The 26822-nt window shown below is 68.8% G+C and carries 23 protein-coding genes and 1 pseudogene; 13 read left to right on the forward strand and 11 right to left on the reverse strand.

Annotated features, from left to right (window positions below):
* Positions 1-14: 14 nt before the first annotated feature.
* Entirely contained in the window at positions 15-1034 is a 1020-nt protein-coding gene (pstS, locus tag IPK27_23060; protein MBK8070384.1) for a phosphate ABC transporter substrate-binding protein PstS, read from the reverse strand.
* A 93-nt stretch (positions 1035-1127) separates the two neighbouring features.
* The gene (locus IPK27_23065) at positions 1128-2300 is read right to left on the reverse strand and encodes a porin (protein MBK8070385.1); all 1173 of its coding nucleotides are present in this window, start codon (positions 2298-2300) and stop codon (positions 1128-1130) included.
* 192 nt (positions 2301-2492) lie between these two features.
* Here IPK27_23065 and IPK27_23070 point away from each other — a divergent pair, with 192 nt between their 5' ends.
* On the forward strand, positions 2493-2828 hold the full coding sequence (locus tag IPK27_23070; protein ID MBK8070386.1) for a TfoX/Sxy family protein: 336 nt from the start codon (positions 2493-2495) through the stop codon (positions 2826-2828).
* Between the two features lie 159 nt (positions 2829-2987).
* On the opposite strand, the gene IPK27_23075 is transcribed toward IPK27_23070, so the two are convergent.
* On the reverse strand, positions 2988-4814 hold the full coding sequence (locus IPK27_23075; GenBank protein MBK8070387.1) for a mechanosensitive ion channel: 1827 nt from the start codon (positions 4812-4814) through the stop codon (positions 2988-2990).
* A gap of 410 nt (positions 4815-5224) precedes the next feature.
* On the opposite strand from IPK27_23075, the gene IPK27_23080 reads away from it, so the two are divergent.
* The gene (locus tag IPK27_23080; protein ID MBK8070388.1) at positions 5225-6010 is read left to right on the forward strand and encodes a hypothetical protein; all 786 of its coding nucleotides are present in this window, start codon (positions 5225-5227) and stop codon (positions 6008-6010) included.
* 303 nt (positions 6011-6313) lie between these two features.
* On the opposite strand, the gene rsmI is transcribed toward IPK27_23080, so the two are convergent.
* The gene (gene rsmI / locus IPK27_23085) at positions 6314-7156 is read right to left on the reverse strand and encodes a 16S rRNA (cytidine(1402)-2'-O)-methyltransferase (GenBank protein ID MBK8070389.1); all 843 of its coding nucleotides are present in this window, start codon (positions 7154-7156) and stop codon (positions 6314-6316) included.
* Between the two features lie 74 nt (positions 7157-7230).
* Between rsmI and IPK27_23090 the strand changes: the two genes are divergently transcribed.
* The 5 genes from IPK27_23090 to IPK27_23110 all read left to right on the forward strand — a co-directional run bounded on the left by IPK27_23090 (position 7231) and on the right by IPK27_23110 (position 12518).
* On the forward strand, positions 7231-9030 hold the full coding sequence (locus IPK27_23090; protein MBK8070390.1) for a penicillin-binding protein activator: 1800 nt from the start codon (positions 7231-7233) through the stop codon (positions 9028-9030).
* Between the two features lie 16 nt (positions 9031-9046).
* Positions 9047-9427: a YraN family protein gene (locus IPK27_23095; GenBank protein ID MBK8070391.1), complete on the forward strand. Its 381-nt coding sequence runs from the start codon at positions 9047-9049 to the stop codon at positions 9425-9427.
* A complete protein-coding gene (locus IPK27_23100; protein ID MBK8070392.1) occupies positions 9421-10797 on the forward strand; it encodes an FAD-binding protein in 1377 nt (458 codons plus the stop codon). Before IPK27_23095 ends, IPK27_23100 begins: the two co-directional genes overlap by 7 nt.
* A gap of 88 nt (positions 10798-10885) precedes the next feature.
* Positions 10886-11650 (forward strand): hypothetical protein, encoded by a 765-nt coding sequence (locus tag IPK27_23105; protein ID MBK8070393.1) that lies wholly within the window; start codon positions 10886-10888, stop codon positions 11648-11650.
* Positions 11651-11879: 229 nt separating this feature from the next.
* Complete coding sequence (locus tag IPK27_23110; protein ID MBK8070394.1) at positions 11880-12518, forward strand: hypothetical protein; 639 nt, start codon at positions 11880-11882, stop codon at positions 12516-12518.
* A gap of 349 nt (positions 12519-12867) precedes the next feature.
* On the opposite strand, the pseudogene gdhA reads toward IPK27_23110, so the two are convergent.
* Positions 12868-14227, reverse strand: a pseudogene (gene gdhA, locus IPK27_23115) (NADP-specific glutamate dehydrogenase).
* A 178-nt stretch (positions 14228-14405) separates the two neighbouring features.
* Here gdhA and IPK27_23120 point away from each other — a divergent pair.
* The 5 genes from IPK27_23120 (at position 14406) to IPK27_23140 (ending at position 18077) form a co-directional block, all read left to right on the forward strand.
* Positions 14406-15551 carry a trypsin-like peptidase domain-containing protein gene (locus IPK27_23120; GenBank protein ID MBK8070395.1) on the forward strand — a complete coding sequence of 382 codons (1146 nt, stop codon included), beginning with the start codon at positions 14406-14408 and terminating at the stop codon, positions 15549-15551.
* Positions 15552-15595: 44 nt separating this feature from the next.
* Entirely contained in the window at positions 15596-16279 is a 684-nt protein-coding gene (locus IPK27_23125) for an HAD family hydrolase (protein ID MBK8070396.1), read from the forward strand.
* Positions 16280-16724: 445 nt separating this feature from the next.
* Complete coding sequence (locus tag IPK27_23130) at positions 16725-17003, forward strand: PepSY domain-containing protein (protein ID MBK8070397.1); 279 nt, start codon at positions 16725-16727, stop codon at positions 17001-17003.
* Positions 17000-17548: a cytochrome b/b6 domain-containing protein gene (locus tag IPK27_23135; GenBank protein ID MBK8070398.1), complete on the forward strand. Its 549-nt coding sequence runs from the start codon at positions 17000-17002 to the stop codon at positions 17546-17548. Before IPK27_23130 ends, IPK27_23135 begins: the two co-directional genes overlap by 4 nt.
* Positions 17532-18077 (forward strand): GNAT family N-acetyltransferase, encoded by a 546-nt coding sequence (locus IPK27_23140; protein ID MBK8070399.1) that lies wholly within the window; start codon positions 17532-17534, stop codon positions 18075-18077. Before IPK27_23135 ends, IPK27_23140 begins: the two co-directional genes overlap by 17 nt.
* Positions 18078-18105: 28 nt before the next feature.
* Here IPK27_23140 and IPK27_23145 read toward each other — a convergent pair whose 3' ends face one another.
* The 6 genes from IPK27_23145 to IPK27_23170 form a co-directional block, all read right to left on the reverse strand.
* Positions 18106-19668 (reverse strand): ABC transporter ATP-binding protein, encoded by a 1563-nt coding sequence (locus IPK27_23145; GenBank protein MBK8070400.1) that lies wholly within the window; start codon positions 19666-19668, stop codon positions 18106-18108.
* Positions 19665-20516, reverse strand: a complete 852-nt coding sequence (locus IPK27_23150) for an ABC transporter permease (GenBank protein ID MBK8070401.1) — start codon at positions 20514-20516, stop codon at positions 19665-19667. The genes IPK27_23145 and IPK27_23150 overlap by 4 nt, the downstream gene beginning before the upstream one ends.
* Before the next feature lie 170 nt (positions 20517-20686).
* A complete protein-coding gene (locus IPK27_23155; GenBank protein MBK8070402.1) occupies positions 20687-23272 on the reverse strand; it encodes an EAL domain-containing protein in 2586 nt (861 codons plus the stop codon).
* Positions 23273-23359: 87 nt separating this feature from the next.
* A complete protein-coding gene (locus IPK27_23160; protein MBK8070403.1) occupies positions 23360-24556 on the reverse strand; it encodes an HlyD family efflux transporter periplasmic adaptor subunit in 1197 nt (398 codons plus the stop codon).
* Positions 24553-24840, reverse strand: coding sequence for a hypothetical protein (locus tag IPK27_23165; protein ID MBK8070404.1), 288 nt, complete (start codon positions 24838-24840; stop codon positions 24553-24555). The genes IPK27_23160 and IPK27_23165 overlap by 4 nt, the downstream gene beginning before the upstream one ends.
* A gap of 85 nt (positions 24841-24925) precedes the next feature.
* Positions 24926-26140 carry a beta-lactamase family protein gene (locus tag IPK27_23170; GenBank protein MBK8070405.1) on the reverse strand — a complete coding sequence of 405 codons (1215 nt, stop codon included), beginning with the start codon at positions 26138-26140 and terminating at the stop codon, positions 24926-24928.
* An 83-nt stretch (positions 26141-26223) separates the two neighbouring features.
* Here IPK27_23170 and IPK27_23175 point away from each other — a divergent pair, with 83 nt between their 5' ends.
* The gene (locus IPK27_23175) at positions 26224-26814 is read left to right on the forward strand and encodes a LemA family protein (protein MBK8070406.1); all 591 of its coding nucleotides are present in this window, start codon (positions 26224-26226) and stop codon (positions 26812-26814) included.
* Positions 26815-26822 lie beyond the last annotated feature (8 nt).

Below are 26822 nucleotides of genomic sequence, written 5' to 3' on the forward strand. Positions count from 1 at the left end.
AGGCCAGGTCGGGGTCAGTACTTCAGTTCCGCGGCCCAGTAGGCCTCGACTTGGTCGACCAGGGTCTGCGGCAGCGGCACGAAGTGCAGCGCCTCGGCCTGCGCACGGCCGTCCTGGTAGACCCAGCGGAAGAAGTCGAGCACCGCCTTGGCGCGCGCCGGGTCCTTCGGCTGCTGGTAGACCAGGATGAAGTTGGTCGCGGCGATCGGCCAGGCACCGGCGCCCGGGGCGTCGGTCATCACCAGGTAGAAGTCCTTGGTCGTGGCCCAGTCGGCGCTGTCGGCGGCGGCCTGGAAGCTCTCCGCGCTGGGCTGCACCCACTCGCCGGCGCGGTTCTGCAGGCTGGTGTAGCCCATCTTGCCCTGCAGCGCATAGGACAGTTCGACATAGCCGATGCCACCCTTGATCTGCTTGACGTAGGCCGCGACGCCCTCATTGCCCTTGCCGCCGACACCGGTCGGCCAGCGCACCGTGGTGCCCTCGCCGACCTTCTGCTTCCACTCCGGGCTGACCTTGGACAGGTAGTTGACGAAATTGAAGGTGGTGCCGGAGCCATCGGTGCGGTGGACGACAGTGATGCGCGCTTCCGGCAGCGCCACGCCCGGATTGAGCGCGACGATGGCCGGATCGTTCCACTGGGTCAGCTTGCCCAGGAAGATGTCGGCGAGCACCGCGCCAGTCAGGCGCAACTGGCCGGGCGTCAGGCCCGGGACGTTGATCACCGGAACCACGCCGCCGATCGCCGACGGGAACTGGCGCAATCCGGCCGCCGCCAGTTCCTCCGGTGGCAGCGGCGCATCCGAAGAACCGAAATCCACCGTGCCGCCCTTGATCTGGGCGATGCCGCCGCCGGAGCCGATCGACTGGTAGTTGACGCGCACACCGGTGGCCTGGTTGTAGTCGGCCGACCAGCGCGACATCACCGGAAAAATGAAAGAAGCACCGGCGCCCGTGATGTCGCTGGCGCGCGCCGGTGTGGAGAGAGCCGCAGCCAGCGCAAGACCGGCGAGGAGATGCCTGAAAGTCGCGTACATGGGGATTCCTGGGACAGGGCTGCCGGCGGCGGACGCCGGCAGCGAGGTGTGCGTATCAGAGTTCCGCGGCGTTGCAGTGAGATGACGCTGGCGTCACCAATAGAACTGCACGCGCGCCTCGACCACGTTCGGGTCGTCGTTGATGTCGCGCGCCAGGGTGCGGTTGAACTTCTCGCTGCTGGCGGCCACGTAGTTGAACATGAACTTGAAGTTGGACCGCCAGTACCAGTTCACGCCGACAGTCAGGTTGTGTCCCTCACCACCGGCAACCGGATCGTCGTTCAGGTCGGTCGCGTCGTAGCGCAGGCCGAGCTGCCACATGCCGCTGCCCGGCTGGTCCGGGTAGCTGGTGACCGGCAGGCCGGCCTTGTAGGTCCAGGTCTCGCCGGTGATGTTCCACACGCCGTAGACATACCAGCTGGTGGCGTCGAAATCGTCGCCCGGCACCGTCGCGAAGGGCGTGTCGTAGCGGGCCACCCGTGACTGCATGTACTCGGCCTGGACCTTGAACGGACCCTGCACATAGGCGCCTTCCACGCCGACCGTGCGCTGGCGGTCGGCGTTGCGGAAATCGCCGGTGTCGACCAGGCGCGCGGTGGCCAGGTCAGCGTCCGGACGCACGCGCAGGCGCAGGGTGTCGGCGTCGGTGTCGTAATCCATCGCCGAGATGCCCAGGTGCAGGAAGCGCCCGGCCTCGTTGATCGGCGCGTAGTAGGCGCGCGCGCCCCAGCCGGCGCCATGCGCCAGGTTGCGCGTCAGCTCGCGCCCGAACCAGCCCAGCGAGTAGCCGTAGCTGGCCTCCTCGACGCCGTAGGCCACGCCCACGCGGCGGGCGACGCCGAGCAGGTTGGTGACCATCGCCTTGGAGATGAAATCGTTGTGGCGGGTGCTGGTCAGCTCTTCCAGGCTGTTGAACTGCTTGTACTGGCCGGCCTGGAGATACCGCGTGCCCATCTTGTAGCGCACGAAGGTATCGAGGAACTTGTTGGCCTTGGCGTCGTAGCCCGCCTGCCAGTCGAAGCTCACGCCCTTGCCGATCAGGATCACCTCGGCGCGGCGCAGCTCGAACTCCTGGTCCTTGCCGTCATTCGTATCGGCGCCGTTGAGGTCGACCAGGTCATTGTCGAAATAGTAGGAATCAGCCTGGAACAGGCCCTGCAACGAAACCTCGCTGCCGCCGATCACATCGATGGCGATGTCGGCGTGGGCCGGGCTGGAGAGACCCGCCACCAGGGCGAGGGCGAGCAATCGAGGCGTGTGGCGCATGGGGGAGCGTCCGGTCCGTTTGGAATGTGACAAACGCTATGACCGAAATGTTTCCGCCGTGTGACAGTCTGGTCCACGGACTGCAACGCTTGCGACGCATGCCTGCAACCTGACAGCGTTGGCGCATCGGCGCGCGGTTGCAGCCGGGTGCGCGCGATGCTCGAATCGTCGCTGGATCCGGGGAACGGCCTGATGCTCGATCATTTTCGCGAACTGCTGGCGCCGCTCGGGCACATCCGCACGCGCGCGATGTTCGGCGGGACCGGGATCTGGTGCGACGATGCGTTCATCGCGATCGTCATCGACGACCAGATCTACCTCAAGGTGGATGGGCTGACCCAGCCCGAATTCGAACGCTGGGGCCTGCAGCCCTTCGCCTACAGCGCCAAGGGCAAGACCGTCACCCTCGGTTTCTGGACGGTGCCCGAGGAGGCGCTGGAGTCGGCGCGGGCGATGAAGCCCTGGGGCCTGATGGCGCTGGCCGCCGCGACACGCAAATCGCTGGGCCAGAGCCGGAAACGGAACTGAGCAGGGGCGAATGCGGAGCCCGGCAGCCGGGCTCCGCGCGCCGCGAAGTGCTGATGCTTACTCGGTGAATTCCAGCTGCAGATCGTCTTCGCAGAAATCGAAGGCGGCCGGCTCTGACTCGCTGCCGTCCTGGTAGAGTCGCTGGTGTCCTGTGGGCGCTCATGGGTCACGAACTACCCAGGTCTTGCCGTCCTCGCTGGCGAGGATGCGCGTGATGGCGCTGCCGGTCGAATTGGTCACGGTGAAGTCCCAGGCGTGGCCGACGCTCGCGCAAGCCAGCAGCACGGCACCGGTCAGCAGCTTCGAAGTCAGATTCATGCGGATTCCCCAAGGGTCGCTGGGCGTGCCCGCAGCCAATCTAGCGCGGCCTCCGGGCCCGGAATGTGTATCGTGATCACCGGTGGGTGGGGGGGGGGGGGGGGGGGGGGGGGGGGGGGGGGGCGGGTCCTCCTGCCCGGCCCCGCGCCCCGTGCCCCGCTCCTCAATCACCCAACCCGAAGAACGCGCGGATCCGCGCGCCGATCGCGGCCGATGGATCCTCCTCCTCGGACTGGGGGGGACTGCCCCGCCAGGCGGCCCTCTCCAGGGGCCCGGCGAGGCGATGACGCGCGAGATCTCGCCGGCAATTTCCGGGCGCGCGCGCAGCACCGATTCGAAGCCGCTCTTGCCCAGGCGCAGGCATTCCAGGTCGCTGCGGGCGGTTACCGTGGCGCGCCGCGGAGCGCCGGTCATCATGCCCATCTCGCCGACCACGCTGCCCGGCATCAGCGTGGCGATATGCGTGCGCTTGCCGTTCTGCTCGACCCACACGTCGGCCTCGCCGGAGACGATCAGGTACAGCCAGTGCGCCACCCGGCCCTGGCGGGTGACCGTGCTGCCCTTGACGAAGGGCGCCACCGAAGTCTTCTCCGCAAGCGAGCGCAACTCGGCCTCGGAAAAGCGGCTGAACAGATCGACTTCCGCCAGCAGCGCCTGGCGCCGCGCCACTTCCTCCTCCTGGACCGAGGCCTTGCGGCGATCGTTTTCCTTGATCACCAGACGCTCCTCGGACATCACCGCCAGGCGGATGCCCTGGCGCGCCAGGGCCGCGAGCGCGTGCCGGCGGATGTGCGAATCGGTGGGATCGTCCGGGCGCGGATCCTCCATCCAGTAGCGCAGCGCGTAGCGCGCGAAGCCCTGGTTGATGTCCATCAGCACTGCGCTCGGCGGCGGATCCAGCAGCACATTCGGCGCATCGCTGTCGCGCACCGAGTCCTCCAGCACCTGCAACACCCGAGTCGGGTTGGCATCGATATCGACATTGAACCAGACCCAGCGGCGCCAGCGCGTGCGCGCTTCCGAACGCGAGCCGATGACCATGAAGCGGTTCTTGACCAGCCAGCCGTTGGGGATGATCACGGTCTCGCGATTGCGCGTTTCCACCGCGGTGTGGCGCCAGCGTACGTCGACCACCTGGCCGCTGACACCGTCGATCACCACCCAGTCACCCACGCGCACCGAGTCATCGAGCTGCAGCACCACGCCGCCGAGGATGTTGCCGAGGGTGTCCTGCATCGAGAAGGCGAGCACCGCAGTGATCACCGCGGAGGTCGCCAGCAGGCTCTTCAGGTCCAGCCCGACGCCCGCCAGCCAGTAAAGCAGCCAGGCAACCACCAGACCGGTGACGCACAGGTCCTCCACGATGCGCGCAAAGTCCAGGCGCAAGCGCGGCAAGATCGCGCGGAACAGCAACAGCGACGCCAGCCGGATGATCACCGCGCCGGTGCCGACGGTCGCCACCGCGCTCAAGACTGCCGCAGCACGCGCCGACCCCCAGCGGTGCAAGGCCGAACCCACCACCAGCACCAGCGCCATCAGCGCTGCCAACACCAGCATGTTGCGAATAATCGCGCGGTCCTTCGGCTTCAACGCGAGCAGCAGCAAGCCGAGCCCCACCGCGATCGCAATGCCAAGGCCAGTCTGCTGCTCCAGTTGGTTCAGGTTCATCGCCAGCCCTTGGATGCGCGTCGGGTGGGGGGAGGATAGCGGGGGAGTCGGGCGCACGAGAGCCACTTGATGAAGCGGGGCAAGGGGCAGGGGGCGGGGGACCTCCGGAACGAGAAGCGGGGCAAGGGGCAAGGGGCAAGGGGCAGGGGGCGGGGGACGTGGCCTGGGGCACGCTCCGGCTGTGTCGTAGACGGGACTCTCGCATCGCTGGGCCAAGCTGATCGAGACGGCGTCTACGACACCGTTCGTCCGTGCACCAAAACAGGTCCCCTGCCCCCTGCCCCGCTTTCCGCTTTAAAGGCCCCTGCCCCTTGCCCCGCGCAACTTAACCCCACTCCCCGCCCCCGCGCGTTTCAGTCATCGAACCCACGCCGCAGGAGACGGCCATGAACACGCGCAACCTGGTTTCGATGCTTGCCCTCGCCGCCGCGCTGGCGCCGGCGTTTGCCGCCGCACAGCGGGTCGAGGTGCGCCTGGAAGACCGCACGCTCGGGCGCAGCATTCCGCTGCACCGCGTCGACGGCCGCCAGTACGCCGCCGGCGAACCCGGCAACCGCTATGCAATCCGGCTGACCAATCGCACCGGCGAGCGCGTGCTCGCGGTGGTCTCGGTCGATGGCGTCAATGTCGTCACCGGCCAGACTGCGAATCCGCAGCAGTCCGGCTATGTGCTGGAGCCGTGGCAGAGCACCACCATCAACGGCTGGCGCAAGAACATGAACGAGATCGCCGCGTTCAACTTCGCGCCGCTGCCAGAAAGCTACGCGGCGCGCACCGGGCGCCCGGGCGATGTCGGCGTGATCGGCGTCGCGGTGTTCGAAGAGCAGCGCTACTACCCGCAGTACGACGACGAAATCGCGCTATCCAAGCGCGAGCCGGCCCCCGCGCCTTACCCCGGCGCGCAGGCGCCGGCCGCGCCCTCGGCCCGCGACCAGGCCGCCGGCAGCGCCGCCGCGGAAATGGCACGCCCACGCAGCGAGGAGAAGCTCGGCACCGGCCACGGCGAACGCGAGTGGTCCTACGCGCGGCGCACCGAGTTCGTCCGCAGCACGCCGAACCCGGTCGAGATCAACGCGATCTGGTACGACAGCCGCCGCAACCTGGTCGCCGCCGGCATCCTCCCGCCGCCGTACCGCCACTACGCCGAGCGCGGCGACGCCCGCCCCTTCCCGGGCTTCGTGCCGGATCCGTGGTGAGCACGATCCCCGGCGGCGGCCTCGGGCCGCCGTCGGGGCCGGTTGTGGGTTGTGGGTTGTGGGTTGTGGGTTGTGGGTTGTGGGTTGTGGGTTGTGGGTTGTGGGTTGTGGGTTGTGGGCGGCGAAGCTCGCACGCCGTGGGTCTGTGGGAGCCGACTCCGTCGGCGATCTTTTGCCGGCGGCCGCCGAAACGATCGCGGCTGAAGCCGCTCCCACTGACTTCCGGGTTGCGAGCCTGGCTGCCCAACCCAGAACCCACAACCCACGCGCACAGAACGCAATACCCAGAACCCTTGCCTCCCGCTACCCCTCCCCACCCCCATACAGCGCCCGCTTCGGCGCGCCTGTATGGGCCGCGGCGATCCGCGCGGCCTTCGAGGGCGGCAACTCGGCGGCGAGCAGGGCATACAGGCGACGGCCCTCGTCGATCCGCGCCGCATCGTCCAGTGGCGGCGAGCCGGCGACCACCAGCACGATTTCGCCGCGCTGCTGGTCGGCATCGGATTGCACCCGCGCCAGCAATTCGGCCAGACTGCCGTCGAGCACGGTCTCGAAGCGCTTGGTCAGTTCGCGGCCAATGACGGCGCGGCGCTCGCCACCGAGCACCTCGACGGTCGCCGCCAGGGTCTCGACGATGCGGTGCGGCGCCTCGTACCAGACCAGGGTGCGCGGGTCGCTGGCGATGGCCTGCAGCCGCGCGCGGCGTTCGCCGGCCTTGGCGGGCAGGAAACCCTCGAAGCTGAATCGGTCGGTAGGCAAGCCGGCCACCGACAGCGCCGCGATCAGCGCGCAAGGGCCGGGAATCGGGCTGACCGCGAATCCGGCGGCGCGCACCGCGGCGACCAGGCGGTAGCCGGGATCGCTGATCAGCGGGGTGCCGGCGTCCGAGATCAGCGCCAGCCGCTGGCCCTCGCGCAAGCGCTGCACCAGCGCGGCGGCGCGCTCGCCCTCGTTGTGCTCGTGCACCGCCAGCAATGGTCGTGCGAGGCCGGCGTGGCGCAGCAGCACGCCGCTCTGGCGGGTGTCCTCGCACAGGATGGCATCGACCTCGCCGAGCACCAGGCGCGCACGCGGCGTCAGATCGTCCAGGTTGCCGATCGGTGTCGCCACCACATACAGTGTCGATGGCGCAGTCGCGGTACTCATGTTCACCCCAAGCTATGATCCGGCGTTGGCCACGATAGCGCCCCGTCCTGCTCATGATGCCTAAACTGCTCCGCTTGCTCGTTCCGCTGACGCTGGCGCTGCTGCTCGCCGCCTGCCAGGGCATGCCGTCGCGGCGCGCCGACCTGCCGAGCGAGATGGATGCGCAAACGCTCTACCTGCAGGGCGAGTTCGGCGCCGCCGCGGATGCCTTCCTGCAGCTCGCGCAGGCCAACCGCAGCGAGCGTGCGCGCTACCGGCTGCGCGCCGCCGAGGCCTATCGCGAGGAAGGCGACAGCGCCTCGATGCAGGCATTGGTCGACGAAATCGACCGGCGCAAGCTGCCGGCCGAGGACCAGTTCCGCCTCGACCTGATGGAGGCCGAACTGGCGCTCGGGCGCAACGATGCGGATGCCGCACTGGCATTGCTGCTGACGCCCGAAGGCAGCATTCCCTCCGACCGCGCGCCGCGCTACCACGAGCTGCGCGCGCGGGCGCACGCCGCGAAGGGTGCGACCCTCGACGCGGTGGCTGATCGCGTCGCGCTGGACGCGTTGTTGCCGGAGGGCGCCGACAAGGCGGCGAATGCGGCCGAGATCCGCAAGCTGGTCGGCCTGCTGCCGGAAGAGGACTTGCGCCTGCGCCTGCGCGAGGCCGACCGCAACGACCCACTCTATCCCTGGCTCCTGGCCGGCGCGCGCGCGCAGGCGGAGGCGCGCGGCGCCGGCGGCAGCTATGCCGCCGAGATCGCCGCAACGCGGCCACTCGAAGCCTCCGAACCGGCGGTGGTGCTCACCGATATCGAACGCGCCACTTACGGCCGCGTGGCCGTGCTGCTGCCAAGCAAGGGCCCGTTGGCGGCCGCCGCCGCGGCGGTGCGCGAGGGCATCTTCGCCGCCTACTTCGCCGATCCGAATCCGCGCCCCGCGCTCAAGGTCTACGACGCCGGCGCCAGCGCCGAGGAAGCCATGGCTGCCTACCAGCAGGCGCTCGCGGACGGCGCCGAGCGCGTGCTCGGCCCGATCTCGCGCGAGGCGGTGACCCTGCTGTACCAGAGCGAGGTACAGCGCGTGCCGACGCTCGCGCTGAACTACGCCGACGCGCCCGCGCTGCCGCCGCCGGGCAGCTTGCAGTTCGCCCTGCTGCCCGAGGAGGAGGCCGCTTCGGCCGCCGACCGCATGATCCATCGCGGGCTCAAGCGCGCGCTGGTGCTGGTGCCGAAGGACGAGGTCGGCCAGCGCGCTGCCGCGGCCTTCGGCGAGCGCCTGCGCGCGCAGGGCGGCGTGGTCGCGGGCCAGGCCGAATACGACCCGGCCGCGGCCGACCAGAGCGCCGAGATCCGCCGCCTGATCGGCCTGGAACAGAGCCAGGCGCGGCTGCAGTTCCTGCGCGGCCTGCTCGGCACCGATGTGCGCATGGACCCGACGCCGCGCGCGGACGTCGATGCGATTTTCCTGTTTGCCCGCAATGCCCAGGCGCGCGTGCTGCTGCCGCAGCTGAAGGCCTCGGAGGCCACGCGCTTCCCGATCCTCGCCACCAGCGCGATCTACGGCGGCAGCAACAGCGCCGCGGATGTGGACCTGGATGGCGTCGAGTTCTCCGAAGTCCCGTGGCTGCTCGGCAGCAACAACGAGCCCTCGATCCCGACCCGCGAACAGCTGGTCGCACTGAAGACTGCCTCGGGCCCGGCCGCGCGCCTGTTCGCCTTCGGCATCGATGCCTACCGCCTGCTGCCGCACCTCGAATGGCTGGAGCGCAACCCCGGCCGCCCGGTGATCGGCGCCACCGGCGCGCTGAGCGCCGACCCGAACGGCCGCATCCGCCGCGAACCAGGCTGGGCACGCTACACCGGCGCCAGCCCGCGCCAGGTGGAGTGAAGCCCGGGCCGGCGCAATGAGCGGGGGCACGCGCACCGAGCGACAACTGAGCGGCGATGCCGCCGAGTCCGCGGCGCTGGCGCACCTTCTCGCCGCCGGGCTGCGCCTGGTCCAGCGCAACTACCGCGGGCGCCGCGGCGAAATCGACCTCGTCATGCAGCACGGCGAGGTGCTGGTGTTCGTCGAGGTGCGCTATCGCAGCGCGGATGGCCACGGCGACGGCCTCGACAGCGTCACCGCAGCCAAGCGCAGCCGGCTGGTCAATGCGGCGCGGCAATATGCGCAGGAGCACCCGCCGGTGGCACGCATGGCACAGCGCTTCGATGTCGTCGCGCTCGGCGCGGGCGGCCTGCGCTGGGTGCCCAACGCCTTCCAGGTCAATCGAGGCGCGTGGTGAACGCGCTGCCTACCGCGGTGCGCGACGCACTCTGCAGCGATGCGCTGCTGACCGACGCCGCCAGCTGCGCCGTCTACGGATACGACAACAGCAAGCGCCACGGGCCGGTGCTCGGCGTGGCGCTGCCGCGCAGCGAGGCGCAGGTGCAGGCACTGGTGCGCGCCTGCGCGGCGAGCGGCACGCCGATCGTCGCCCGCGGGCGCGGAACCGCGACCACCGGCGCCACCGTGCCGCTCGCGCCCAGTCTGGTGGTCTGCTTCGAGCGCATGCAGCGGATCGTCGAGATCGTACCCGGCAACCGCTTTGCCGTGGTCGAACCCGGGGTGATCAATGGCGAACTGCAGGCGGCGCTGGCTGCCCACGGCTTCTTCTGGCCACCCGACCCGACCAGCGCGCCTTATGCCAGCGTCGGCGGGAACCTGGCGTGCAACGCCGGCGGCCCGCGCACCGTGAAGTACGGCGCCTGCCGCGAGAATGTGCTCGGGCTGCGCTTCGTCAGCGGCACTGGCGCGGCGATCGCCTGCGGCGGCTTCACCACCAAGGCCTCGGTGGGCTACGACCTGTCGCGCCTGCTGATCGGTTCCGAAGGCACCCTCGGGCTGATCACCTCCGCGACCCTGAAACTGACGCCGCTGCCGCAGGCGCGCGTGCCGCTGCGGGCGCTCTACGCCAGCGTGGACGCCGCCGCCGAGGCCGTCGCGCGCCTGATGGCACAACCGGCCACACCGTCCGCACTCGAGTTCATGGACGCGCGCGCGATCGAGCTGGTGCGCACTCCCGCTGGACTCGACCTGCCAGCCGAAGCGCAGGCTCTGTTATTGATCGAAGCCGATGGCAGCGCGGCGGCCTTGAGCGAGTCGGTGGCCGCAATCGTTGCCGCCGCGAGTGGCGAGGGCTGCCTTGAGGTGCGCCAGCCGCAGCCGCCAGACGACGGGGCCGGACTGTGGGCAGCACGCAAGGCCTTGAGCCCGATCCTGCGCTCGCTGGCGCCGCGCAAGATCAACGAGGACGTGGTCGTGCCGGTGACCCGGCTGCCGGCGCTGGTGCGCGGTGTGCAGGCGCTCGGCGAACGCCACGACACCCTGATCGTCTGCTTCGGCCACGCCGGCAACGGCAATCTGCACGTCAACCTGCTCTACGACCCGGCGCAGGGCAACGCCGAGGCCCGCGCCCGCGACTGCCTGGACGCGGTCTTCGACCTGGTCATCCGGCTCGACGGGACCCTGTCAGGTGAGCACGGCGTCGGCATCGACAAACGCGACTTCCTGCCCCGCGCCCTGCCCCCCGCCACCCTCGCCCTGATGCGCACCATCAAGGCCCAGTTCGACCCCCACGGCATCCTCAACCCGGGCAAGGTGCTGCCGGGCTGAGCCCATGGGCAGAACAGGGGTCGATCATGTTTGTTGACACTTTGCACTCGGGCACATAGCGTCACCCAGCCACAACTCACGTACAACCATGCCCCTGCCAGTCATCAACGGAAAGCTGAAAGCAATGGCCAAGCGCCTGGCCATAGTCGCATGCACCCTGACAGCAACGAATTGCACCTCAACCCAGGTCCTGATGCCTCCTGTGACTGCGCATGGCGTCACGTGCACAGGCAAGATCTGCGGCGACGTTCTCAATGTCTTTTCGAACAAACTCCCCCAATCGCAACTCGGTGTCGCTGCGTTCGAAGATTTCGACATGGAGCCATTCTGCGCGGAGCTCCGAGCGACCCGCCCACCCGGCCCCGGGGATAGCGAGTGCCGCGCCAGCAACCCGCCACTGGTGCCCGGATCTCCCGGTTTCGTATCGAACGGCTGTGGCGATGGATCAATCTATTCGACCATTGCACAAGAAGTCGCTGGATTGGGCCTGGACGGCTATCTCGGTGACCTGAATCACCCCTTCCCCGGCATCAGCTTCGGTCCGGCGTGCACAGCGCATGATTATTGCTACGGCACCGCAAACTCTACCCAAGGAGCCTGCGATTACGGCTTTGGTCAGGCCCTCGATGATGTCTGCAACCGTGCACTTGCCTACACATCCGAGTGTCAAGCAATTTCAGCCAGACTTGTGTCGGCGGTGGCCCGCTTGGGGGGCGATGCATACGAGGAGTCGCTGCGGGCAAAGACCTGCTCCCTGTGGGCGCAGGACATGACCGAAAATGGTTGCGCCGACCAACGAAACTCTCAGGCTTCTATCCGAAGCTCATTCCGGCGCTCGCACTGGTCGCCGTGATGTTTGTTTTCCTGGTCCGCCCGGATCCGGGCCCATCGCCTGCCAGTCCCCCCGCGGACACGAACGATGTCGCAGAGGCGCCGGCTCTTGCGGCGGAGGAGGCAAGGAACTCCCCCCATCCGGCGCAACCACGCCCACCCCGCCTGCGCCGGCGCCTGCAATCGCGATCCCGCCCGGATTCCGGTTCGCTGGCATTCGCGAGGTAAGAGCTGCATCTTCGATTGATGAGTTGCTGGCGGATCACCCGGAAACCGAGCAGGCCATCATCCGCGACTTCATCAACCAACTGGACCCGGCGGCGTATCTGTTCCGCTCACCCATAGAACTCGAGTGGATGGTGCAACGTGGATTCCCGATGCCCGCCGAGATCCTCGCCGCGTCGCGCATGAGCGATGACGATCTCATGCAAATGGCACTCGCGGGCAATACCAAGGCGGCCTTCCTGGCCATCCAGCGGAATAACCAACGCCCGAAGGCCGAAGCGTATCTGCCTGGACAAGGATTCTTGCGCCAACGGCAGATCAACGCGCTGGCAGCCGCCGTCGGATCGCCTTTCATCGGGTATCTGTATGCCCAGGAGTTGCAGCGCAACTACCCGAGCGAACCTGGGGCAGGAGCCGGCGGACTCTTGCTCGTCATCGCGCGCGGCGATTCCCGCCCCACCGACACATTCGATCTCAGGGGAGTCAATGCCGCCGGGATGATGTCGAGCTACGCCAACATTCTCGGCCAAGAGGAAGGCATGCAAACCGTCGTCCGCTCAATTTCTCCCTGTGGCGCCGCACCGGTATTCCCAATGTCGCCGGCCACGCACGAGGAACTCCTTCGGCTGCGAGCGTCGAGGAATCAGCCCCCCGGCAACGGCTAAGACAGCCCTGATGAACGCCGAACCTCAGCCGCGTGTCTCAGGGTCCAAGACACGCGGGCTGCGACACCTGATTCGTACCAATCCTCATCGCCGATGGACCGGCGATGCGAAAAGCGTTCGGACAAGGTCCGGACCCACAGATGCCGCGAGCTTGCTGTGCGTGGGTTTGGACCTGGTCCAAACGCTGTTGCTCTGGGCGCTCCCGCGATGAGGATTGGTACGAATCAGGACGCGACATGTACCGTGAAGTACATACGCAAACAAGCGTACCGGCAGGGGCGGCCTGGGATCCAATGTACTCGCAACCACCCGCAGGCGCCGATGGACTGGCGCCTGCAGGCTTGCGGGATCAGACGACGCCCTGGGCGATCATCGCGTCGGCGACCTTGACGAAGCCGGCGATGTTGGCGCCGCGGACGTAATCCACGTAAGTCTTGTCGTTGGGATCCGTGCCGTAGCGTTCGCAGCGCTCGTGGATGCCGCGCATGATGTCGCGCAGCAGGCGCTGGAGTTCCTCTTCCTTCCAGGTGATGCGCGCGGAGTTCTGGGTCATCTCCAGGCCGGAGACCGCCACGCCGCCGGCGTTGGCCGCCTTGCCCGGCGCGAACAGGATGCGCGCAGCCTGGAAGGCGTGCACGCCTTCGAGGTCGGTCGGCATGTTGGCGCCTTCGGCGACCCCGTAGACGCCATTGGCGAGCAGGGTACGCGCGTCGTCGCCGTTGATCTCGTTCTGCGTGGCACACGGGAAGGCGAGGTGCGCCGGCACGATCCACGGCCGCTGGCCGGCGTGATAGCTGCCGCCGAACTTCGCGGTGTATTCCTCGATGCGTCCGCGGCGCTTGTTCTTGAGGTCCTTGATGAAGGCCAGCTTCTCATGGGTGAAGCCGTCCGGATCGTGGATGAAGCCATCCGAATCCGACAGCGTCACCGGCTTGCCGCCAAGGTGCAGGATCTTCTCCACCGCGTGCTGCGCGACATTTGCCGGAGCCGGAGACCAGCACGGTCTGGCCTTCCATCGTGCGGCCGCTGCGCTTGAGCATGTCTTCCATGAAGTACACCGCGCCATAGCCGGTGGCCTCGGTGCGGATCGGGCTACCGCCGTATTCCAGGCCCTTGCCGGTGAGCACGCCCACGTAGCGATTGGTGATGCGTTTGAACTGGCCGAACATGTAGCCGATCTCGCGCCCGCCGACACCGATATCGCCGGCCGGGACGTCGGTGTCCTCGCCGACATGGCGGTAAAGCTCGGTCATGAAAGACTGGCAGAAGCGCATGATCTCGGCTTCCGACTTGCCCTTCGGATTGAAGTTGGAACCGCCCTTGCCGCCACCCATCGGTAGACCGGTCAGTGCGTTCTTGAAGGTCTGTTCGAAGGCGAGGAACTTGAGCACGCCCTGGTTGACCGACGGGTGGAAGCGGATGCCGCCCTTGTAGGGGCCGATCGCGCTGTTGTTCTGGATGCGGTAGCCGCGGTTGACGCGGATGTTGCCGGCATCGTCCTGCCAGCAGACGCGGAAGGAGATCACGCGGTCCGGCTCGGCCATGCGCTCCAGGATCTGGTACTCGTGGTACTTCGGGTTCTCGCGGATGTAGTCGAGCACGCTCTCGGCCACCTCGCGCAGCGCCTGGATGAACTCCGGCTGTCCTGGATTGCGCTTCTCCACCCCTTCGACGAATACATCGAGACTCGGTACCGATTCACGCCCCATGTCGCTCTCCGTAATAGGCCTGGATGGCCTGTCAAGTCCGCCGATGGAGGCCGAAGATACTCCTTGCAATCGATTGAACAAGATTCGTTCGCGAAATTGCTCGCAGTCAGACCGCCGCAACGACGTCCCCCGACCAAGGTTCAGCGCAAGGCCCGGGGAACGCCCATAGAATCGGGCGATGCAAGCAACCCCACCCGCATCCTCCTGGCGCGAACACGCGCTGTATTTCGCCGCCTGGGCCGCGATTGGCCTGGCGCTGGCGATCGTGCTGCTGTGGTGGCGCCACGGCTGGCCCGGCCTGCATGGCAACTCGCCCAACGGTGGTCCGCGCAGCTATGCGGCCGCAGTCGGTGCGGCGGGGCCCTCGGTGGTCAACATCTACGCCAACCGCATCGTCACCGAGCCCGCCTATTCGCAACTGCAAGGGAATCCCGCGGCGCAGCGCTTCCTCGGCCCGAGCTTTTCGCCGATCGGCCCGCCGCGCCAGCGGCTGGAAGAGAGCCTGGGGTCTGCGGTGATCGTACGCACCGACGGCTACCTGCTGACGAGCAACCACGTGATCGAGAACAAGGACAACATCCGCGCGGTGCTGTGGGACGGGCGCACCACCGACGCGCGCATCGTCGCCACCGATCCGGACACCGACCTGGCGGTCCTCAAGATCGATGCGGACGACCTGCCGGCGGTGTCCTTTGCGCCGGAGGGCGCGCTCAACATCGGCGATGTGGTGCTTGCCATCGGCAACCCCTTCGGCCTGGGGCAGAGCGTGACCATGGGCATCGTCAGCGCGCTCGGCAACGAGCGGCTGAACCTCGGCCTGGCGGGATACGAGGACTTCATCCAGACCGACGCCGCGGTCAACACCGGCAACTCGGGCGGCGCGCTGGGGAACGCCGAAGGGCAACTGGTGGGGATCAACACCGCAATGTTCGGCCGCGGCCGCGGTGCCGAGGGCATCAGCTTCGCGATCCCGGCCGAGACCGCCCACGCGGTGCTCGATGACATCGTGCGCCAGGGCTTCGTGACCCGCGCCTGGCTCGGCGTTGACCTCGCCGCAGTCGAGATGCGCCACGCCTTGACGGGCGAGCAGCGCATCGGCCTGCAGATCCAGGCGATCGCGGCCGCCTCGCCCGCGGCGCTGGCCGAACTCCGGCCAGGCGACATCCTGATCGGGTTCAAGGGCGCGCCGATCACCTCGCTGCCGCAGTTCCGCGGCGACGAGGCAAACTCCGCGCCCGGCTCCGAAGTGGATGTCGAAGTGCTGCGCGCCGGCCTGACCTTCACCAAGCGGGTGACCCTGGCGCAGAAGCCACCCGTGGGCTGAGCGTGTTCGCGCCGCCGTCAGGCTGTGCGCCTTAGAATTGCGCGATGAAACTTGCCGCGATCACGCTGGACCTGGACGACACCCTGTGGCCGATCGCCCCGGTGATGGAGCGCGCCGACCAGGCCTTGCAGGACTGGCTGGCGGCAAATTGTCCCGACGTGGCCCGGGCATTGCCGATCGCAGCCATGCGTGCGCTGCGCGACGAGGTGTTCGCCACCCATCCGCACCTCGGTCACGACTTCACCGAGATGCGCCTGATCTGCCTGCGCCGCGCGCTCAACCCGCACGGCTACGGTGAGCGCGAGGTCGCGCAGGCCTTCGAGGCCTTCTACGCCGCGCGCAACCAGGTGGAGCTGTACCCGGAGGTCGGCGACGCCCTCGAGCGCCTCGCGCGGCGGGCCCCGCTGGTGTCGCTGAGCAATGGCAACGCCTGCCTCGATCGCGTCGGCCTGTCGCATTTGTTCCGCGCCCAGATCACCGCGCGCAGCTTCGGCACCGCCAAGCCGGACGCCGCGATCTTCCACGCCGCCTGCGCGCTGGCCGGCAGCGCGCCGGACCAGACCCTGCACGTGGGCGACCACCCCGAGCAGGACGTGCTTGGCGCCCTCGGCGCCGGCCTGCACGCCGCCTGGCTGGACCGCGAAGGCAGCGGCTGGCGCCACGGCGGCCAACCGCCGCGCACCTTCAGCTGCCTGCGCGAGCTGGCGGAGTTCGTCGAGACGCTCTGAGGCTGGCACCCCCGTCGCTTCCGGTGACGCTGATACAAGAAGCGGGGACGCAGAGAACGCAGAGGAGAAGCAGAGAGAACACAGAGAAAATCTCCCAGCCCTTCTGCGCTTGCTTTCTCGCGTCCTGCGTCCGGTCTTCCAGGAACACCAAGCGGACGCCGCATCAGGAGCCAGCGGCACCTAGGGCACAGGAGACGCAGAGAGCACACAGAGAAAAGCTCCCAGCCCTTCTCTGCGCTCTCTCTGCTTCTTCTCTGCGTTCTCTGCGTCCTGCTCTTTGCCCAGGTTCGACTCAGGGCCCCGAGTCCAGATGCTTGTCTCTGCGCTCCTCTGCGTCCTACGCGTCTCCGCGTTGAACGGGTCCATCCTTCACGCGACGCAAATAAAAACGATTCGCATTTGATGTAGAATCGACGCTGCTCTTCCCCTACCTCTGGAGTGCAGCATGTCCTATCGCAACACCTTCATCTTCGCGCTGGCGCTGGCAGGCGCCGCGCCGGTCTTCGCCACGGGCCTCGCCACCTGCGATTCCGGCGACAAGGCCGGCTGGCAGTCCACCGAGGTGCTGCAGAAGCAGCTCACGGACAAGGGCTGGACGGTGCGCCGGATCAAGGAAGACGGCGGTTGTTATGAGGTCTATGCGCTGGACGAGAAAGGCGCAAGGGTGGAGGCCTATTTCCACCCGGTGACGCTCGCGCCGGTGCCGACCGCAGAGCACCATTGAGCGCAGTTGGCACGGTCCGGGTGTGGGATGCGCTGGTGCGCATCCTGCACCTTTGTTTCATCGGCGGCGTGTCCGCGGCCTGGTTCACGCGCCACGCCGCTGGCCCGTGGCACGAGTGGATCGGATACGCGGTGATGGCGGCGCTCGCCCTGCGCCTGCTGTGGGGCTTCGTCGGCGCGGGATCTGCGCGTTTCGCGCGATTCGTGCGCGGCCCGGCGGCGACACTCGGGTATGCGCGAGGCCTCGCGGCGGGCCATGCACCACGCTACGTCGGCCACAATCCGCTCGGCGCATGGATGATCGTGACGCTGCTGCTGCTGCTGGCGACGATCTCGTTCACCGGCTGGCTCTCGACCACCGACCGCTATTGGGGCATCGAATGGGTGATGAACCTGCACCTGTGGGCCACTTGGGCGTTGCTGGCGCTGGTGCCGCTGCACGTGGCCGGGGCGATCCATGCGTCGCTGAAGCACCGCGAGAACCTGATCACTGCGATGATCCACGGCCGCAAACGAGCCCCCGCCGCCGATGACATCGCTCCCTGAACCCGCTTCCGTGATTGCGCGCGGCGAGCGCCTGTTGCTGCGCCAGCTGACCGAAGCCGACGCCGCATTCATGCTGCAGCTGGTCAACGAACCCGGCTGGCTGGCCAACATCGGCGACCGCGGCGTGCGCACGCTGGAAGATGCAGTCAGATACCTGCGGGACGGCCCGCTGTCGCTGTACCCGCGGCTCGGCTTCGGCTTCTGGGCGATCGAAAGGCTGGACGTGCCCGGACCGATCGGCATCTGTGGCCTGATCCGGCGCGACACCCTGCCGGATGTGGACATCGGCTACGCGCTCCTCGGCGATTTCGAGGGCCTGGGCTACGCGACCGAGGCCGCGCGGCTGACGCTGGACCTCGCGCGCGTGCGCTACGGCCTCGCGCGCCTGGTCGCGATCGTCTCGCCGGGCAACCATGCCTCCGAACGCCTGCTGGCGAAACTCGGGATGCAGCGCGAGGGCATGATTGCGCAGGGCGACCCGCCGGAGGAACTGAACCTGTGGGCGATGTCGCTGGCACCAGCGCGCTGACACGGGGTGCCGCGCCAGCCCTGCTCTCTCAAGCAGAGTTCGAAAGCCCTGGATTCCGCGGCAAGGCGTCCAGCAAGGCGCGCAGGGCCATCGACCCGGGCAGCGCCAGCAGTTCTTTGGCGGCCCCATGTTCGACCACCTGGCCGCGTTCCAGCACCAGCAGTTCGTCGCACAGCCAGCGCACCGCCGCGAGATCGTGCGAGATGAACAGCAGCGCCAGTCCGCGCGCTGCCGCGAGCCGGTCGAGCAATTGCAGGATCTGCCATTGGGTCTCGCTGTCCAGCGCACTGGTCGCCTCGTCGCAGACCAGCACCTCGGGCGCGGTTGCCAGCGCACGTGCGATCGCCAGGCGCTGGCGCTGGCCGCCGGAAAACTGCGCCGGATAGCGCGCCAGCGCCGACGAATCCAGCCCCACCGCCGCCAGCGCAGCAACCGCGGCTGCGGCGCGCGCGCCGGGCACAGCCGGCGTACCCGCCAGCGCCAGCGCCTCGTCCAGCATCGCATCGACGCGCTGCATCGGGTCGAGGCTGCGATACGGATCCTGGAACACCATCTGCACCCGTGGGCGCCAGCGCCGCAGCGTGGCGCGATCGAGCGCATGCAACTCGCGGCCGAACCACTGCACGCCGCCGGCGCGCGGGCGCAGCAGGCCGAGCAAGCCGCGCGCGAGGGTCGACTTGCCGGATCCGGAGCCGCCGACCACGCCCAGGCGCTGCCCCGCCGCCAGCGCCAGCGTCGCATCCCGCAGCGCGGGCAGGACCGGCGCCTGCCAGGGCCAACGCGGCCCTTCGGCATGCGCCAGCGTCAGGTCGCTGGCAGCGATCAGCGCACCGCCCTCCGCCGACGCCGGTGCCTGGCGCGCCGCGCGCGACATCGCCGCAGGCAGGCCACCGGGCGCTGTGAGCGAGGCCCGGCCACGCTCCAAATGATGGATCCGCCCGCAGTATTCGGCCACCCGCGGCAAGTCGTGGCTGATCAGCAGCAGGCCCATGCCGCGCTGCGCAGCGAGCCCCGCGAGCAGGTCGCAGACGCGTCGCGCGAGCACCGGATCGAGCGCGCTGGTGGGTTCATCGGCGATCAGCAATTCGGGCTGCGGCAACAGGGTCAGCGCCAGCATCGCGCGCTGGCGCTGGCCGCCGGAGAGCTGGTGCGGAAACGCGCGCAGCCAGCGCGGATCGGCGTCCAGGCCGACCTCCGCCAGCGCCGCGTCAATCCGCAGGCGCAGGGCTGCGCCGGTCAACCCGGGCGCATGCACCCGCAGGCACTCGCGCAACTGGTCGCCGATGCGGCGCAGCGGGTGCAGGCTGCTGGCGGCGTCCTGGAACACATAGGCGACGCGACGGCCGCGCAATGCATCGGGCGAAGCCAGCCGCTCGCCGCGCCAGCGCAGTTCGCCGCCGCGCCATTGCGCACCCTGCGGCAGCAATCCGACCAGCGCGCGCGCAACCAGGCTCTTGCCCGCTCCGGAACCACCGACCAGCGCCACCGCCTCACCGGCAGCGATCGTCAGGTCGAGGCCGTCGATCACATGCGCAGAGTCGCCGGCGAAGCCGACCTGGAGCCCGCGAACCTCCAGCAGGGGCGTGCTCAAGCGCTGGCCCCGGTCAGGCGCGACAACCCGCTGCGCAGCGCATCGCCGGCAAGGCCGAATCCCAGCAGCACCAGCGCCAGCGCGACGGCCGGGATCCACAGCGTCCACGGCGCCCACTGCAAGTCCTGCACGCCCTCCGCCAACAGGGTGCCCAGGCTGCCCACGCGTTCGCTGGGACCAAGGCCGAGGAATGCGAGGAAGGACTCGACCAGGATCGCCTGCGGGACCACCGTGCCGAGCGCGGTCAGCGCCACCGGCAGCAGGTTGGGCAGCAGGTGGCGTCGCCACTGCTGCCAGCGCGAGGCGCCCTGCAACTGGCTCGCGAGCATGAATTCGGCGCCGCGCAGGCGGCGCGCCTCGATGCGCAGCACGCGTGCGGCGTCGAGGCTGCCGAAGCCACCCACCACCAGCACCAGCAGCCACATCGAAGGCTCGAACAGGGCGATCAGCAGGATCGCGATCAGCATCAGCGGCAGGCTCAGCAGCAGATCGTTGGCGCGCATCAGCACTTCGTCGATCCAGCCGCCAAAGTAGCCGGCGACACCCCCGACCAGCGCGCCGGCCGCCAGCGCCAGCAGCCCCGCGCCGACACCGATCCCGAGCGACACTCCAATCCCCGCGAAGGTCCGCGCCAGCATGTCGCGCCCGATTGCATCGGTGCCGAACCAGTGCCCGTGCGCCAGCCCGGGCGCCAGCAGGTCCTGGCCCCAGGCCGGCTGCCAGGTCGAATACGGCCACCACCACGGCGCCGAGACCGCCATCAGCGCGAGCAGCGCCAGCAGGCCGAGCGGCGCGAGCACGGCGGGCGCGGCGAGAACTTGCTGGGTGGGGGAACGCCGATCGGTCATGCGCAAAGGCGGGGCTGGGGGGCTGGGGACTGGGGGCTGGGGCGCGACATCGCGAGCGCGTCGCGACGGGAGGCTCAGGGAAGCACAATCCGGGCAACTGCCAGGTGGCGCGAGGCGCGGCAGCGCGCCCCAGCCCCCAGCCCCCAGTCCCGCCTTTGCCCCACTAGCGCTCAGGCACTCGCCGTCGGCGCATTCAGCACCTGGAACTCGATCTCGTCCAGGCGCACCGGTTCGCCGAGGAAATGGCCCTGGGCGAAGTCGGCGCCGCAGTCAGCCAGCCAGCTCAGGGTATGCGGGCTGTCGACGTGCTCGGCTATCACCTTGAGCTCGAGCGCGTGGGCCAGCGCGATCATCGAGCTGACCATCGTGCGATCGCGCGAGGACTCGGTGACATCGCTGACCAGGCTGCCTTCGATCTTCACGAAGTCCACCGGCAGGTGCTTGAGGTGGCTGATCGAGCTGAAGCCGGTACCGAAATCATCCAGCGCGAAGCGTACGCCCTGCTTGCGCAGGCTCTGCATGAACTTGCGCACCGAGTGCAGGCTGTCGATCTCGCTGGTCTCGGTGACCTCGAAGATCAGGCGCGAGGCGATCCCTGGCGAACCCGCGATCATCCCGTCGATCAGCTTCAGCGAGTCCGGATCCTGCAGCGTCGCGGTCGACAGGTTGACCGTCAGTGCCACTCGCGAAGCCGGCGGCAGCGTTGCAAGGAAGCGCACTGCGCGCGCCACTACCCACAAATCGATCTTGGGCATCATGCCGACGCGCTCGGCCAGCGGCACGAACACCGACGGGCTGATCACCTGGCCGTCGCGGTTGACCATCCGGATCAGCAGCTCGAACAAGGCCTCGCCAGTGCCCTGCTGATGCAGCCGCCAGCCCTGCGCGCGCAGCGCCTCCTCGCTGGCATTGCGGATCTCGCGCACTGGCAGGATCGGCTGGGTCAGCAGGCGGAAGCGATCCTCGTGCAAGGCCTCCTTGAGGCGCACGATCCAGCCGGCGTCCAGTTCGCGCGCGATCCGCGCGTCGTTGCCGGCGACATAGATCTGGGTCTGGTCGCGGCCGCGGCGCTTGGCATCCTGGCAGGCCAGGCGGGCGTGCTCGATCACGTACTCGGCGCTGGGCGCCTCTCCGGACAGGATCCCGACACCGACCGAGGCGGTCACCGGAACCTGGCGTCCGGACAGCGGGAAGTGCACCTGCTTGAGCAACTCGCGCAGGCTGTCGGCGATGGTGAACAGGTTCTCCAGCTGCACCCCGGACAGCAACAGCGCGTAGTGATCGCTCTCCAGCCGCGCGAGCAGATCGTCGTGCCGCAGCCGCTGCGACAGCAGTTGGCCGACATCGACCAGCACGCGATCCGCGGCCTGCTGGCCGGCGCTGTCGGCGATGGTATTGAAGCGATCGATGTCGATGTACAGCAGCGCCGAATAGCCGCCGCGCTCGCGCCGTCGCTCGAGTTCGGTCGACAGGGTCTGGATCAGGTAACGCCGGTTGGCCAGCCCGGTGAGCTGGTCGTGCTGCAGCTCCCAACGCAGCTTGTCGGTGCTCTTGCGCTCGGAGATGTTGCGGAACACCACCACGCTGCCCTCGCGGCGGCCCTGGATCGCCAGCGGCAGCACCGTGCATTCCACCGGCAACGGACTGCTGCCGCGGGTCCAGAACACCGCCTCGTGCGCCTTCAGCTCGGAGCCCTCGGCATAGGCCTGCGCCAGCGCCGACTCCTGCGCACCGATCGACTCGCCGGCCTCCGAGGCATGGTGGATCAACTGGTGCGCCGAGCGCCCGATCAGCGAACGCTCCTCGGTGTACTCCAGCATGCCGAGCGCCGCCGGGTTGGCGAAGGTGATGACGCCCTGGCCATCGACGCCGTAGACGCCATCGCCGACGCTGCGCAGGATGCCGTCGAGCCGGATGCGCTCGGCCTCCACCGACTTCTGCGTCTGGATCGTGCGCGCCAGTGCCTTGATCCGCGCCAGCGTCAGTTCCAGCACCTCGTTCTTGAACATGCATTCCATCGCCCCGGCTTCGAGGCACTTCTTGATCACCGCGTCCTTGTAGCTGCCGGTGATGATCGCGATCGGCATGTTGCGCGAGCTCGGGGTGTGCGCCAGCCGGCGGGTCAGTTCGTCGCCGCTGCCATCCGGCAGGTAGTAGTCGACGATCGCCAGGTCATAGGCGCCGCTCTGGCCTTTGGCGAAGCCCTCCTGGACCGAGGCCGCAGTGTCGACCACGAAGCCGTTGTTCTCCAGCAGCTGACGGTAGGCAAAGCGCACGCTCTGGGAATCGTCGACGAACAGCACCTTGAGCGGCGATTGCGCCGGTGCGCGCGACGCCGTCTCGGGCGCCTCGGGATGCGCCTCGGGCGCCCCGGTGTCGGGCGGCATCAGCTCCTTGAGCGCCGCCGGGATGCGCCCGAAGTTGGACCACAGCAGCAGGAAGGCATTGCGCCGCCGCGCCAGCCATTCGGACAGGAAGGGCGTCTTCTCGTGGCTCAGGATCAGGATCGCCAGCGAGGGCGCGTGGCCCTCGCCAAGCTGGTGCAGCAGGGCTTCGAAATCCGCACCGTGGCGTGCCGGGGCACCGATCACCATGACCTTGAAGCGCACCGTGCCGGCTTCGACCTCGGCCAGCAGCGCGCTCGCCTCGGCGTAGGTGGTCAGGGTGCGCTCCACATCCTGCTTGATCGCCGACAGCGTGCGCTGCAGCAAGTGGCTGAGCGTGGCCGAGCTCTCGACGATGACGATGCCGGACATGGTTGCCTCAGGAAACGCGGACGATGAGCTCGCCATATCAGCAGGTGGCGGCGGCTAAAGCAAGCCGTTGCTGGGGGCGTTTCTGCCTCAGAGCGTCTCTACCCGCGTCGATTCCGTCACCCGATCGTCCGGGTGGACCACCACCGTGTCGCCGGCATCCAGGCCCGACAGGACCTCCGCGTCCAACCCGCTGCGGCGGCCGACCTCGACCGCCTGCTCGAAGGCGCGCCCGTCCGCGATGCGGAACACCGCCCAGCCTTCGCCGCGGCGGAACAGCGCGCCGGCGGGTACGGTCAGCGCTTCGCCGGCGGACAGCAGGAATTCTGCGTCGACGCGGTAGCCGTCGCCGAGGCGCTGCCAGTCGGCCAGCGGCGACACGAAGTCGCACAGCACCCAGACGCGCTGTTCCTCGACGCCGAGCGCAGAGATCTTGGTGAAGCCGACCGGCTCCACCCGGCGCACCCGCGCCGCCAGCGGCTGCGCGCCGCCCCAGCGGTGCAGACGCACGTCCATCCCGGGCGCCACGCGCACCGCATCGGCCGACAACAGGTCGACCTCCACCTCCAGACTGGCCGGATCGCCGATCTCCAGCAGCGGCTCACCGATCGCCACCGGACCTGCGCTCTCGCGCAGGCGCGCCAGCACCAGGCCGGCCACTGGCGCGCGCACCTCGACCACCTGGTCCGCGCCATCCGACTTGCCCTGCTGCGCCAGCAGCGCCTGCGCGGCATCGCGCTGCGCCTGCGCCAGTTCCAGCGCGAAACGCGCCGCCGACCACTCGGCGCGCGCTTGCTGCGCCTGGCTTTCGGCGCGGTCGCCGTCGCGCCGCGCCAGCGTCCCGTTCGCCACCATCGGGCGAACGCGTTCGAGCTCCTGCTGCGCCAGCCGGTCGGCCGCACGCGCCGCCGTCACCCGTGCCTGCGCCTGCGCAATCGCCGATTCAGCCGCGCGCGCCTCGCCGCTCAGGCGGTCGCGCGTGGCCGGATCCAGCAGCGCGCCAGCGGACGGCGCGATCCGCGCGAGCACCTGCCCGACGCCTACCGCATCGCCTGGGCGCAATTCGATGCGCTCCACCTGCCCCTGCACCGGGGCCGCGATACGGTAGCGATGAACCACCCGCGTGCGGCCCTCTTCGCGCAGGCTCTCGACCAGTTCCTGGCGCTGCACCGGCGCGGAATCCACGCGCACACGATCGCCGCGAAAGCCGAAGTACATCACCGCAACGGTCAATCCGGCCGCAATCAACAGGCCGGCCCGGGCGGCCGGCGACCGCAGCGCGCTCAATTCGACGGCTCCGGCGGGTCGGCGGACGTTGCCGGCGTCGGCGCGCCGGTAGCCTGCGCGGCGGCGCGTTTGCGCAGCAGCAACTGGGTTTCCGGATCAATCACCACGGAGATTGGCGAGCGCGCCACGTTGGCGACCCGCTCGCGGGCGAACAGCAGCACCGTGATCAGTCCGAACACGATCACACCCACCGGAGCGACCATCCCGCGAAACACGTTGTGGCTGAGGAAGCTGCAGGAGCCGAAGCACAGCAGCGTGATCGCAAGCGAAATCCAGCGAAGCATCCGACGACTCCACGATGCGCAGATGCCAGTCTGCCGAATCCTCGCCAGCCGCGCCATGCGACCGGCGCGCACCGGCGCACCGACGTCATCCGCGCGGCTTGCGCCGGTTGGCGGCGACCTGCAACTTGTTCAGATCCAGCCAGTCCGGACCGTCCAGCTGCAGCTGGCGGTCGACGATGCGCGGCAGCAAACCACCCGGAACGCCGCTGTTGGAATTCCACAGCAAGGCGACGCCGAAGGACTGGTCCGGCAGCAGCGCGACCATCGCGCGGTAGCCCTGCACCGCGCCGGCATGGAACACCATGGTGTGCCCGGCGTAGTCGAACACGCGCCAGCCCAGCGCATAGCCGGCGGCGCGCACGCGCTCACGGCGCCAGCGCGGGCCGGCGAGTTCGCCCGGGGTGTCCACCCGCGATGCATGCACCACGTCGAGCACCTGCGGCGGCAGCACATCCGGCCGCTCGCCCAGTTGCGCGCGCATCCACAGCGCGAGATCGCTGATGCTGGCGTTGACGCCAGCCGCGGCGGGCAGTTGGTAATAGGTCGGCTTGGGCTCCACCGGGGTCCAGCCACCGCGCGCGTAAACGTGCGGCCGCGCCCAGTTGCTGCTGCCGATCAGCGCTTCGCGGCCGACTGAGGTGTCACGCATGCCGAGCGGCACCAGCAGGCGACGGCTGAGTTCGACCGGGAAGAAGCTGCCGACCGCACCAAAGGCGACATCGGAGGCCACGTTGAACAGCACGTTCTGGTAGGCGTAGCAGCCGCCGACGGCACAGGCCGGACGCACCTTCGGTAGCGCCTGGATCAGGTCCGACAGCGCCGCATTCGCTTCCAGATTCATGTCGAAGGTGTGGTGCGGCAGCCCGGTCTGGTGGCTCAGCAAGCGCTCCAGCGTCAGCGCCGTCGGCGCGTTCGGATCTGCCAGTTGCAGGCCGGGAACCAGGTCCACCACGCTCTGGTTCAGCGACAGGAAGCCGGCATCCGCGAGCAACCCGCACAGGGTGCCGGCAAAGCCCTTGGACACCGACGCCAGGCGAAATACCGTGTGCGCATCCACCGGCACGCCGGCGCCGGTGTAGGGCTCGCCCGCGGCGTACAGCCAGTCCGGCTGCTGCGGGCGCACGATCGCCACCGCCAGCGCCGGCGCGGCGCCACTGGCCGCGACCACATCGGCCCAGGCCTGCGCCTCGGTCGCCAGGGTGTCTGCCGCCACGACGGCCGCGACAGGATCCACGCTGTCGCCACGGGCCGGCGCATACGCCGCCAGCGCGAGCATCAGCGCGCACACCCTGCCTGCCATCCGGAGCATCCAGACCCCCGTGGTATCCTCACCGCAACGCGTTGAATCGTAGCGCGTTTCCCGTCCTCTGGGTGGAGCCTGCCATGCTTTCGAGCGTGATCCTGCTGGTGATTCTGGTCGTCGTCGCACTGTTTTTCATCGGCATCTACAACGGCCTCGTCACCGCGCGCAACGGTTACAAGAACGCTTTCAGCCAGATCGACGTGCAGCTGACGCGCCGGCACGATCTGATCCCCAACCTGGTCGAGATCGCCAAGGGCTACATCCAGCACGAGCGCGAGACCCTGGAAGCGGTGATCGCCGCGCGCAACTCGGCGGTGTCGGGCCTCAGGGCCGCCAGCGCCAATCCGGGCGACGCCGCCGCGGTGCAGCAGCTCGCCGCCAGCGAAAACCAGCTCACCGGCGCGCTCGGGCGGCTGTTCGCGCTGTCGGAGGCCTATCCGGACCTCAAGGCGAACACCACCATGATGCAGCTCTCGGAGGAGCTGACCAGCACCGAGAACAAGGTCGCCTTCGCCCGCCAGGCCTACAACGACGGCGTGCTCGGCTACAACAACAAGCGCGAGGTGTTCCCGAACAACCTGGTCGCCGGCATGTTCGCCTTCGGCCCGGCGAGCTTCCTCGAACTCGACGACCCCGCCAAGCGCGAAGTCCCGAAGGTGAAGTTCACCTGAGGCAGCCT

Source organism: Rhodanobacteraceae bacterium, from assembly GCA_016713135.1.
GTDB lineage: Bacteria > Pseudomonadota > Gammaproteobacteria > Xanthomonadales > SZUA-5 > JADKFD01.

What these genes read in the sequence shown, in the direction of transcription:
- IPK27_23120 (MBK8070395.1), top strand. Translation starts at nt 14,406, where the DNA reads ATGCAAGCAACCCCACCCGCATCCTCCTGGCGCGAACACGCGCTGTAT.
- pstS (MBK8070384.1), bottom strand. Translation starts at nt 1,034, where the DNA reads ATGTACGCGACTTTCAGGCATCTCCTCGCCGGTCTTGCGCTGGCTGCG.
- IPK27_23155 (MBK8070402.1), bottom strand. Translation starts at nt 23,272, where the DNA reads ATGTCCGGCATCGTCATCGTCGAGAGCTCGGCCACGCTCAGCCACTTG.
- rsmI (MBK8070389.1), bottom strand. Translation starts at nt 7,156, where the DNA reads ATGAGTACCGCGACTGCGCCATCGACACTGTATGTGGTGGCGACACCG.
- IPK27_23140 (MBK8070399.1), top strand. Translation starts at nt 17,532, where the DNA reads ATGACATCGCTCCCTGAACCCGCTTCCGTGATTGCGCGCGGCGAGCGC.
- IPK27_23065 (MBK8070385.1), bottom strand. Translation starts at nt 2,300, where the DNA reads ATGCGCCACACGCCTCGATTGCTCGCCCTCGCCCTGGTGGCGGGTCTC.
- IPK27_23075 (MBK8070387.1), bottom strand. Translation starts at nt 4,814, where the DNA reads ATGAACCTGAACCAACTGGAGCAGCAGACTGGCCTTGGCATTGCGATC.
- IPK27_23095 (MBK8070391.1), top strand. Translation starts at nt 9,047, where the DNA reads ATGAGCGGGGGCACGCGCACCGAGCGACAACTGAGCGGCGATGCCGCC.
- IPK27_23125 (MBK8070396.1), top strand. Translation starts at nt 15,596, where the DNA reads ATGAAACTTGCCGCGATCACGCTGGACCTGGACGACACCCTGTGGCCG.
- IPK27_23150 (MBK8070401.1), bottom strand. Translation starts at nt 20,516, where the DNA reads ATGACCGATCGGCGTTCCCCCACCCAGCAAGTTCTCGCCGCGCCCGCC.
- IPK27_23080 (MBK8070388.1), top strand. Translation starts at nt 5,225, where the DNA reads ATGCTTGCCCTCGCCGCCGCGCTGGCGCCGGCGTTTGCCGCCGCACAG.
- IPK27_23170 (MBK8070405.1), bottom strand. Translation starts at nt 26,140, where the DNA reads ATGGCAGGCAGGGTGTGCGCGCTGATGCTCGCGCTGGCGGCGTATGCG.
- IPK27_23105 (MBK8070393.1), top strand. Translation starts at nt 10,886, where the DNA reads ATGCCCCTGCCAGTCATCAACGGAAAGCTGAAAGCAATGGCCAAGCGC.
- IPK27_23165 (MBK8070404.1), bottom strand. Translation starts at nt 24,840, where the DNA reads ATGCTTCGCTGGATTTCGCTTGCGATCACGCTGCTGTGCTTCGGCTCC.
- IPK27_23070 (MBK8070386.1), top strand. Translation starts at nt 2,493, where the DNA reads ATGCTCGATCATTTTCGCGAACTGCTGGCGCCGCTCGGGCACATCCGC.
- IPK27_23130 (MBK8070397.1), top strand. Translation starts at nt 16,725, where the DNA reads ATGTCCTATCGCAACACCTTCATCTTCGCGCTGGCGCTGGCAGGCGCC.
- IPK27_23175 (MBK8070406.1), top strand. Translation starts at nt 26,224, where the DNA reads ATGCTTTCGAGCGTGATCCTGCTGGTGATTCTGGTCGTCGTCGCACTG.